Source organism: Pseudomonas sp. Pdm06 (assembly GCF_014851795.1).
Classification (GTDB): Bacteria; Pseudomonadota; Gammaproteobacteria; order Pseudomonadales; family Pseudomonadaceae; genus Aquipseudomonas; species Aquipseudomonas fluorescens_AA.
The window spans coordinates 283,600-291,426 of record NZ_JACVAH010000008.1 but is presented as its reverse complement, the minus strand read 5'-3'; the positions used below and the strand labels follow the sequence as shown (position 1 = coordinate 291,426).

At 59.7% G+C, this 7,827-nt stretch carries 8 protein-coding genes; 4 read left to right on the top strand and 4 right to left on the bottom strand.

Annotation, left to right across the window (positions count from 1 at the left end; all coding sequences use genetic code 11):
* Nucleotides 1-646: 646 nt before the first annotated feature.
* Nucleotides 647-1,537: a threonine/homoserine exporter RhtA gene (rhtA, locus tag IB266_RS15825; RefSeq protein WP_192261728.1), complete on the top strand. Its 891-nt coding sequence runs from the start codon at nucleotides 647-649 to the stop codon at nucleotides 1,535-1,537.
* Between the two features lie 168 nt (nucleotides 1,538-1,705).
* Nucleotides 1,706-1,987, top strand: a complete 282-nt coding sequence (locus IB266_RS15820; protein WP_060741372.1) for a hypothetical protein — start codon at nucleotides 1,706-1,708, stop codon at nucleotides 1,985-1,987.
* 6 nt (nucleotides 1,988-1,993) lie between these two features.
* Here IB266_RS15820 and IB266_RS15815 read toward each other — a convergent pair whose 3' ends face one another.
* A complete protein-coding gene (locus IB266_RS15815; protein WP_192261727.1) occupies nucleotides 1,994-2,563 on the bottom strand; it encodes a TetR/AcrR family transcriptional regulator in 570 nt (189 codons plus the stop codon).
* Nucleotides 2,564-2,652: 89 nt separating this feature from the next.
* Between IB266_RS15815 and IB266_RS15810 the strand changes: the two genes are divergently transcribed.
* Nucleotides 2,653-3,381 carry an SDR family oxidoreductase gene (locus IB266_RS15810; RefSeq protein ID WP_060741370.1) on the top strand — a complete coding sequence of 243 codons (729 nt, stop codon included), beginning with the start codon at nucleotides 2,653-2,655 and terminating at the stop codon, nucleotides 3,379-3,381.
* A gap of 33 nt (nucleotides 3,382-3,414) precedes the next feature.
* A complete protein-coding gene (locus tag IB266_RS15805) occupies nucleotides 3,415-4,005 on the top strand; it encodes a 2-hydroxychromene-2-carboxylate isomerase (protein WP_192261726.1) in 591 nt (196 codons plus the stop codon).
* 9 nt (nucleotides 4,006-4,014) lie between these two features.
* Here the strand turns inward: IB266_RS15805 and IB266_RS15800 are convergent, their stop codons facing one another.
* From IB266_RS15800 to IB266_RS15790, 3 genes are all read right to left on the bottom strand, one after another.
* Nucleotides 4,015-5,823, bottom strand: a complete 1,809-nt coding sequence (locus IB266_RS15800) for an aminopeptidase P family protein (RefSeq protein ID WP_192261725.1) — start codon at nucleotides 5,821-5,823, stop codon at nucleotides 4,015-4,017.
* A 45-nt stretch (nucleotides 5,824-5,868) separates the two neighbouring features.
* Nucleotides 5,869-7,035 (bottom strand): cysteine desulfurase family protein, encoded by a 1,167-nt coding sequence (locus tag IB266_RS15795; RefSeq protein ID WP_092168715.1) that lies wholly within the window; start codon nucleotides 7,033-7,035, stop codon nucleotides 5,869-5,871.
* A 159-nt stretch (nucleotides 7,036-7,194) separates the two neighbouring features.
* On the bottom strand, nucleotides 7,195-7,809 hold the full coding sequence (locus IB266_RS15790) for a LysE family translocator (protein WP_192261724.1): 615 nt from the start codon (nucleotides 7,807-7,809) through the stop codon (nucleotides 7,195-7,197).
* Between the last annotated feature and the right edge of the window lie 18 nt (nucleotides 7,810-7,827).

The following is a 7,827-nucleotide window of genomic DNA, read 5'->3' as shown; positions in this document are numbered from 1 at the left end:
GCTCAGCAATCGTTGGTTACATCTTTGATTTCTCGCGGAGTAACTTGTGATGCTGATAATCTGTTGACTAGCAGTCTGACTCCACAAGCACCCACACGAATTGCTTGATTCAGTTGTTAAAGAGCGGTTGGCTGAGTCTTTCGTCTCAACCGAGGCGCGCATTCTACAGCGCCCCGTGTATCTGTCAAGCGGTTATTTTAAGAAGTTTTCAAAGTTTCGCTTCCGAAACATCAACAACTTCAACCACTTGCGCTTCCGATCTCTCGTTAGCGGGAGGCGAATTCTACAGCGTTACTCGCTGCTGTCAACACCTCTTTTTCACCGCTTTCGACCGAGAAGATCGAACCGCCGATAGAGCCAAACAACACCGCTCTACCTGCTCCTTCCAGACTTCGATGAACTGAAGCCCTGCACCTTCGAAACCTACTTAACTCGTTGAATCTCAAGGAGTTTTCCATTTCGACTGCGCCGGAAGTGGGGCGAATTATAGACGTCCAGAATTTGCCGTCAACCCTTAATTTGATTTTTCTATCTACAGCCCGACATGACACTTAAATATGCCCGGTATATAGACGGAATCGCCGCATATGCGCAATATACTGCTCAACGCAGCCTCCCCCGCCTTTATTCTGGACGACACTTCGTAATGACGCTCCCCCCACATCGCAGCCTGGCCTCCACCCTGTACCCGGTTGCCTTGCTATTGATAGCCATGGCTTCCATTCAAGCAGGAGCCTCCCTCGCCAAAAGCATGTTCCCGGTAGTGGGGGCACAAGGCACTACGACGCTGCGCCTCATTTTTGCCAGCCTCATCATGCTGTTAATGCTCCGCCCTTGGCGTGCCAAGCTCACCGGTCAATCCCTGCGCACGGTGATCGTTTACGGTATGGCACTGGGCGGTATGAACTTCCTCTTCTATATGTCAGTTCGCACGGTTCCACTGGGCATTGCCGTAGCGTTGGAATTCACCGGGCCTCTGGCAGTCGCCATTTACGCCTCGCGCCGGGCAATCGACTTTCTCTGGATTGCCCTGGCAGTGGTTGGCCTGCTGCTGCTCATACCGACCGGCGCGACCAGTGCCGGCATCGATCTGGTTGGCGCCGGCTACGCGCTGGGTGCCGGTGTCTGCTGGGCGTTGTACATCCTGTTCGGTCAGAAAGCCGGAGCGGACAATGGCGTGCAGACCGCCGCACTGGGCGTCATGATCGCGGCCCTGTTCGTCGCGCCTATCGGCATTGTCCACGCCGGCGCCGCACTGCTCACACCGAGCCTGATTCCAATCGCCCTCGGCGTCGCCATCCTGTCCACAGCCCTGCCCTACACGCTGGAAATGATCGCCCTGACTCGAATGCCTGCCCGCACCTTCGGCACCTTGATGAGCGTCGAACCGGCAATCGCGGCCTTGTCGGGGCTCGTCTTTCTCCAGGAGTACTTGTCCCTGGCCCAGTGGATGGCCATTACCTGCATCATCCTCGCGTCGGTGGGCGCAACGCTGACCATGGCCAGCACCGCAAAGCCTGCTGTCGCGGTAGATTGAATCGGGATTTAACGAAGGTCTGGCATTTGCCGCGCATTTAGGCCATGTTTAGGCCAGTAACCTAATGCCAGACATGGATTTTTTCATACAGGACGTCATGAACGCTTCAAGCAAGAGCGCACACGATCGCACGCAGACATAAGATCCGCGGCGGTCATAAGGACGGGAATGAAACGAATTTTGATACTGATCGCCGTACTTGCAATAGCGGGCTGTGCGGCAACATCGAAAAGTGAAGTCAAACGCGGCAAAAAGGGTCTGCACATCAATTGCTCCGGCCTGTCCTCATCCTGGGACCAGTGCGCTGCCAGTGCCGCCAATTCATGTGCTCCCAAGAGTTACAAGGTCATTGCCAAATCCGGCGACGCCGTCGAAGAACCTGGGGATTATCCCTTCGGGCTCAATCCCGCCGGCTATACGAGCCGCAGCATGATCGTCATCTGCAAATAAATCACCTTAACCGAGCCCCTGTTCGGCGATTCGACGACTGATTTCCTCATGGCTGGACCTGAGGACGTCACGCTGGACCTGCGGCGTGACCAGCATCCGCGCGACAACCAACGCCCCCACGCATTGAGACAGAATGGCCCAGGCCAGGCTGTCGCTTCCCAATATCCGTGCCCAGTTTTCGTGCAAACGACAGATCCATGTTTGCGCCGCCTCCTTCACCTGAACATCCGATCGTGCGATCTCAGCGCCCAGTACCGGTAACGCACATCCTGCCTCGGGCTGCTCGACATGGCTCATGCTCAAGTACTGCTTGAGGCAGCGCTCCAGTTTCATCGAGTCCATGGCGCCATCGCCGCTCAAGCGATCCAGGCTTTGAGCCAACTCTCGCTCAACAATGGCTCTGAAAAGCTCATCCTTGGACGAGAAGTGGCTATAGAACGCACCGCCACTCAACCCGATCGCTTTCATCAGGCCGTCGACACCGACCGTAGAGAAACCGGATTTTTTGGCGGACACGGCACTGCTGGCGAGCAGTTTCTCGCGGGTTTCCATTTTGTGATTGGCTGAATAACGCATGGTCCTGCCCCTGATTGCTCACCTTGACGCTTGCCGGACCTTAGCATAACGTCCGTTTAGTTAACGATCGTTTACCCATGAGGCAGACCATGAATAACAAGAAGGTCGTACTGGTTGTTGGCGCGGGCGATGCCACCGGCGGAGCGATTGCCAAACGCTTTGCGCAGGAAGGTTTCGTGGCCTGTGTTACCCGTCGCAGCGCTGACAAACTCCAGCCGCTTGTGGATGGAATCCGTGCTCAAGGCGGCGAAGCCCACGGGTTTGCCTGTGATGCACGTAAAGAAGACGATGTGATCGCACTCATCGAGCAAATCGAGAACCAGATCGGCCCGATCGAAGCCTTTGTGTTCAACATCGGCGCCAACGTTCCCTGCAGCATCCTCGAAGAAACCGCACGCAAGTATTTCAAGATTTGGGAGATGGCCTGTTTCTCAGGTTTTCTCAATGCACGGGAAGTGGCCAAGCGCATGGTCAAGCGCCAACGCGGAACCATCCTGTTTACCGGGGCAACGGCGGGATTGCGCGGCGCTTCAGGGTTCGCTGCATTCGCAGGCGCCAAACATGGCATCCGCGCACTGGCCCAAAGCATGGCCCGGGAGCTGGGGCCGCTGAATATTCATGTGGCCCATGTGGTGGTGGACGGCGCCATCGACACCGACTTCATCCGCGATCATTTCCCGGAAAAATATGCCACCAAGGATCAGGACGGCATCCTGAATCCTGAACACATCGCCGACAACTACTGGTATCTGCACAGCCAACCTCGCGACGCCTGGACCTTCGAGCTGGACCTGCGCCCCTGGAATGAACGCTGGTAAGCCCTCCCTCACAACAACAAGAGAGCAGGTACCATGAGCAAATCAGTGGAGTTTTACTTCGATCTCGGCAGCCCGACCACGTACCTGGCCTACACCCAGTTGCCAGCGCTGTGCGCGCAGACAAACAGCCAGTTGATCTATCGTCCGATGTTATTGGGCGGCGTCTTCAAGGCAACCGGCAACGCATCACCGGCGACAGTGCCAGCCAAGAACCCTTACCTGTTCAAGGATCTGAATCGCTTCGCCAAGCGCTACGGCGTCGCCTTCCAGTTCAATCCATACTTCCCCGTCAACACATTGCTGCTGATGCGCGCGGTGACCGCCATGCAACTGCGCGATCCCGAACGCTTCGAGGCCTTCGTCGATTGCCTGTTCCGTGCCTTTTGGGTGGACGCCCGCAACCTCAATGACCCCGCGACTGTCGCAGCGGTCCTGAACGAAGGCGGTTTCGACGCCGACCATGTGCTGGCCCTGACGAGTGACGAGCAGGTCAAGCAAGCACTCAAGAGCGCCACCGAAGACGCCATCGGACGCGGCGTGTTCGGTGCCCCGAGCATGTTTGTCGGCGACGAGTTGTTCTTCGGCCAGGATCGGCTGGACTTCGTCCGTGAAGCCCTCGCCTGATCCTCTACCTCAAATCGCTATCGTCCGGGTGTTGAGCCACTGCAGTGCGTCACCGTCCAGCAACGGGCTCAATCGACGCTGAACCTCGGCGTGGTAGGCGTTGAACCAGTCTTTTTCGTCCTGGGTCAGCAGCGAAGGCTCCAGGCAACGGGTGTCGATCGGGCACAGGGTCAGGGTTTCGAACTCAAGGAACTCGCCGAACTCGCTGCTTCCGGCTTCGCGGTTCAACACCAGGTTCTCGATGCGCACCCCCCAGCGGCCGGGACGATAAGTGCCCGGCTCGATCGAGGTGATCATGCCGGCCTGCATCGCCGTTTGCGGCGCGGCAGCGGCTTGATAGGCAATCACCTGCGGGCCTTCGTGGACATTGAGGAAATAGCCGACACCGTGGCCGGTACCGTGGCCGTAATCGACCTGCTCCGCCCAGATCGGCGCACGGGCGATGGCATCCAGCAAGGGCGAAAGAATGCCCCGCGGAAATTTGGCCCGGGACAGGGCAATCACACCCTTGAGCACACGGGTGCAGTCACGTTTCTGCTCGGCGGTGGGCGTTCCGACCGGCACCATGCGGGTGATGTCAGTGGTGCCCCCCAAGTACTGGCCCCCGGAATCGATCAGCAACAGGCCATCACCTTCGATGACGGCATGGGCCTCTTGCGTGGCATGGTAATGGGGCATCGCGCCGTTGGCGTTAAAGGCGGCGATGGTATTGAAGCTCAGGGAGACGAAATCCGGCCGACGTGTGCGGGCGGCAGTCAGGTGCTCGTCGATGGTCAACTCGGTGATACGCTCGCGCCCCCAGGCCCCTTCCAGCCAGGCGAAGAATTCACAGAGCGCCGCGCCGTCCTGCTCCATGGCCCGACGGATGTGCTCGGCGTCGGCCAGGCTTTTACGGGACTTGGCCAACGTCGTTGGATTAAGACCTTCGATCAGCTTCACGCCACTGCCCAGGTTATCCAGCAAGCCGACCGTCACCCGCGCTGGGTCGACCTGCAGATTCGCGCCGTCCGGCACTTCGCGCAACGCGGTGGCGGCTTCGCTGTAATCGCGCAGGGTAACGCCGTCCTGCTCCAGAACGGCACGCAGCGCTGCGTCAACCTTGTCCAGGGCCACGAACAGCGTTGCTTGCTGCTGGCTGATCAAGGCAAAGGAAACGAACACGGGGTTGAATGACACATCTGCTCCGCGCAGGTTGAACAACCAGGCGATGTCATCCAGCGTGGCGATGAAATGCCAGTCGGCACCACGCTCCTGGAGGGATTCGCGCAGCTTGGCGAGTTTTTCGACCCGGCTGACGGTCGCCTGGGGCGGCAAATGGGCATAGACCGGTTGATCCGGCAAGCCTGGGCGATCGGTCCAGACGTCCTTGAGCAGGTCGATATCGGTGCGCAACCGCGCGCCGCGCTCGGCGAGCTTACCGCCCAGGGTGCGGGCCGATGCCACGGCCATGACCGCACCGTCGACCGCAACCACTGCGCCTTCAGGCGTTTGTTCGGCCAGCCAGTCCAGGGGACCGGGCTGGCCTGGAACCAGCTTGACCAGCTCGATCCCACTGCCCTCCAGCTCCTTGGTGGCCTGCTCCCAGTAACGGCTGTCGGCCCAGACGCCGGCGAAACTGCCGGTCACGATCAAGGTCCCCACCGAACCATGGAACCCCGACAACCATTGCCGCCCCTGCCAATAGCCCGGCAGGTATTCAGACAGGTGCGGGTCGGCCGATGGCACCAGCAACGCGTGAATACCCTCGCGGCTCATCAGTTGGCGGATTCGGGCCAGGCGCTGGGGAACCAGTCCATGGGGCAAAGGCTCGGTGCTCATTGTTTCTCCTGCTCATTGATATTGTTGTTCGATGCCGAATTCGGCTTATGGGGTCGTGGCCCAGAACGCCGGCGCAGTCGCGCACGCCGCCTTGATCAGCCGAACCGCCTCGTCGATATCCTGCTCGGTGGTAAAGCGCCCCAGGCTCAAGCGGATGGTCCGCCCGGCCGCACGGGCGTCGTGCCCCAGGGCCAGCAGCACGTGGGACGGGGTGTTGTGCGCCGAATTGCAGGCCGAGGTCGCTGAAAATGCAATCGATGCGCCCAATGTCGCCGGGTTGAACTCACCTTCGTTGAACGTCAGGCTCAGCGTGTGGGGAATCCGGCGGCTCGCACTGCCGTTAATACGCACACCAGGCAACGCCAGCAGCGGCTCGAGCAAACGATTGCGCAACCGGGCGATTTTAGCGAGTTCTTCGTCGAATGCCGCGGCTGCCAGTTCGAATGCGGCGCCCATGGCCGCAATCTGGTGGGTCGCCAGGGTTCCAGAGCGCAAACCGCCCTCATGTCCACCGCCATGGATCTGCGCCGCTAGCCGTGGCCGGGCACGGTCGCCGACGTAGAGCGCACCGATGCCCTTGGGGCCGTAGATTTTATGCGCGGAAAAAGACATCAGGTCCACCGGCCAGCGAGACAGGTCGATCTGCACCTTGCCTGCGCCCTGGGCCGCGTCCACATGGAACAACGCACCGTGCTCGCGAACGATCTCGCCAATGGCGATGACGTCGTTGACGGTGCCCAGTTCGTTGTTCACCAGCATCAGCGAGACCAGGAACGTGTCTTCGCGCAACGCCTCGCGAACCGCTTGCGGGCTGATCAGGCCCTCGGCGTCCGGCGCCAGCCAGGTAACCGCGACGCCACTTTCCTCGAGCTGGCGTGCTGTATCGAGAATCGCCTTGTGCTCGATCAGGCTGGTGATGACATGGCCGGCGGACCCACTGCGTGCCTGGGCCACACCCTTGAGGGCCAGGTTGTTGGATTCGGTGGCGCCGGAAGTCCAGACGATCTGTTCGGGCTGGGCCCCCACCAATTGCGCCACCTGCTGGCGGGCACGCTCCACCGAGCGCCGGGCCTCCTGGCCGAAGGCATGGGAACTGGAAGCCGGGTTGCCGAAGTTGCCGTCAAACCCCAGACACTCGACCATGACGCGGATGACCCGCTCATCCACCGGCGTGGTGGCGGCGTAATCGAAATACAAAGGACGTTTATTCATAGGAAACTCGCAGAGCCTGCTCCGGGATCAGGCGCCCTCGTTGGGTTCGAGACAAGCAATACCTGATCAAAGACCTTAAAGAAGTCGGACTTCGTTTAAAAGTGCGTAGGAACGCTCCTGAACAGCGAGCTTAGCAGGCATCGCCTCGAAGCTCAGCCCTCAACTGATGCTTTCCAGCAACAACGGATACATCGACGCGACCAACAACAGCGCCATGCCCCAGTTGAACACGCGCAGCCAGAGGCGATCACGCAACAGGTTGCGCAACAGGCTGCCGCACACCACCCACAGGCTCACGCTTGGCAGATTGATCAAGGCAAACACCGCCGCAATCACCAGCACATTGAAGAAATACCCCTGGAGGGGCGTGTAGGTACTGATGGCGCCGATGGCCATGATCCAGGCCTTGGGATTGACCCACTGGAACGCCGCTGCGCCCCAATAGCTGATCGGCGTATTGTTCCCCGGCTGGCCTTCCGAAACCGGCCCGGAGTGGGCTATTTTCCACGCCAGGTACAACAGGTACGCCGCGCCGATGTAGCGCAACGCGGTATAGAGCAGTGGATAAGTCTGGAACACCGCGCCCAGGCCAAGGCCCACCGCCAGCACCAGGGAAAAGAAGCCGCAGGTAATACCCAGCATGTGCGGAATGGTGCGGTTGAAACCGAAATTCACACCCGAGGCCAACAACATGGTGTTGTTAGGACCCGGCGTGATCGAAGTCACCAGGGCAAACAGGGCGAAGCCCAGCAGCAGGTCAAGCGAAAGGGTCATGTCAGGTCAGTCCATCAG

What these genes read in the sequence shown, in the direction of transcription:
- IB266_RS15800 (WP_192261725.1), bottom strand. Translation starts at nt 5,823, where the DNA reads ATGAGCACCGAGCCTTTGCCCCATGGACTGGTTCCCCAGCGCCTGGCC.
- IB266_RS15820 (WP_060741372.1), top strand. Translation starts at nt 1,706, where the DNA reads ATGAAACGAATTTTGATACTGATCGCCGTACTTGCAATAGCGGGCTGT.
- rhtA (WP_192261728.1), top strand. Translation starts at nt 647, where the DNA reads ATGACGCTCCCCCCACATCGCAGCCTGGCCTCCACCCTGTACCCGGTT.
- IB266_RS15795 (WP_092168715.1), bottom strand. Translation starts at nt 7,035, where the DNA reads ATGAATAAACGTCCTTTGTATTTCGATTACGCCGCCACCACGCCGGTG.
- IB266_RS15790 (WP_192261724.1), bottom strand. Translation starts at nt 7,809, where the DNA reads ATGACCCTTTCGCTTGACCTGCTGCTGGGCTTCGCCCTGTTTGCCCTG.
- IB266_RS15815 (WP_192261727.1), bottom strand. Translation starts at nt 2,563, where the DNA reads ATGCGTTATTCAGCCAATCACAAAATGGAAACCCGCGAGAAACTGCTC.
- IB266_RS15810 (WP_060741370.1), top strand. Translation starts at nt 2,653, where the DNA reads ATGAATAACAAGAAGGTCGTACTGGTTGTTGGCGCGGGCGATGCCACC.
- IB266_RS15805 (WP_192261726.1), top strand. Translation starts at nt 3,415, where the DNA reads ATGAGCAAATCAGTGGAGTTTTACTTCGATCTCGGCAGCCCGACCACG.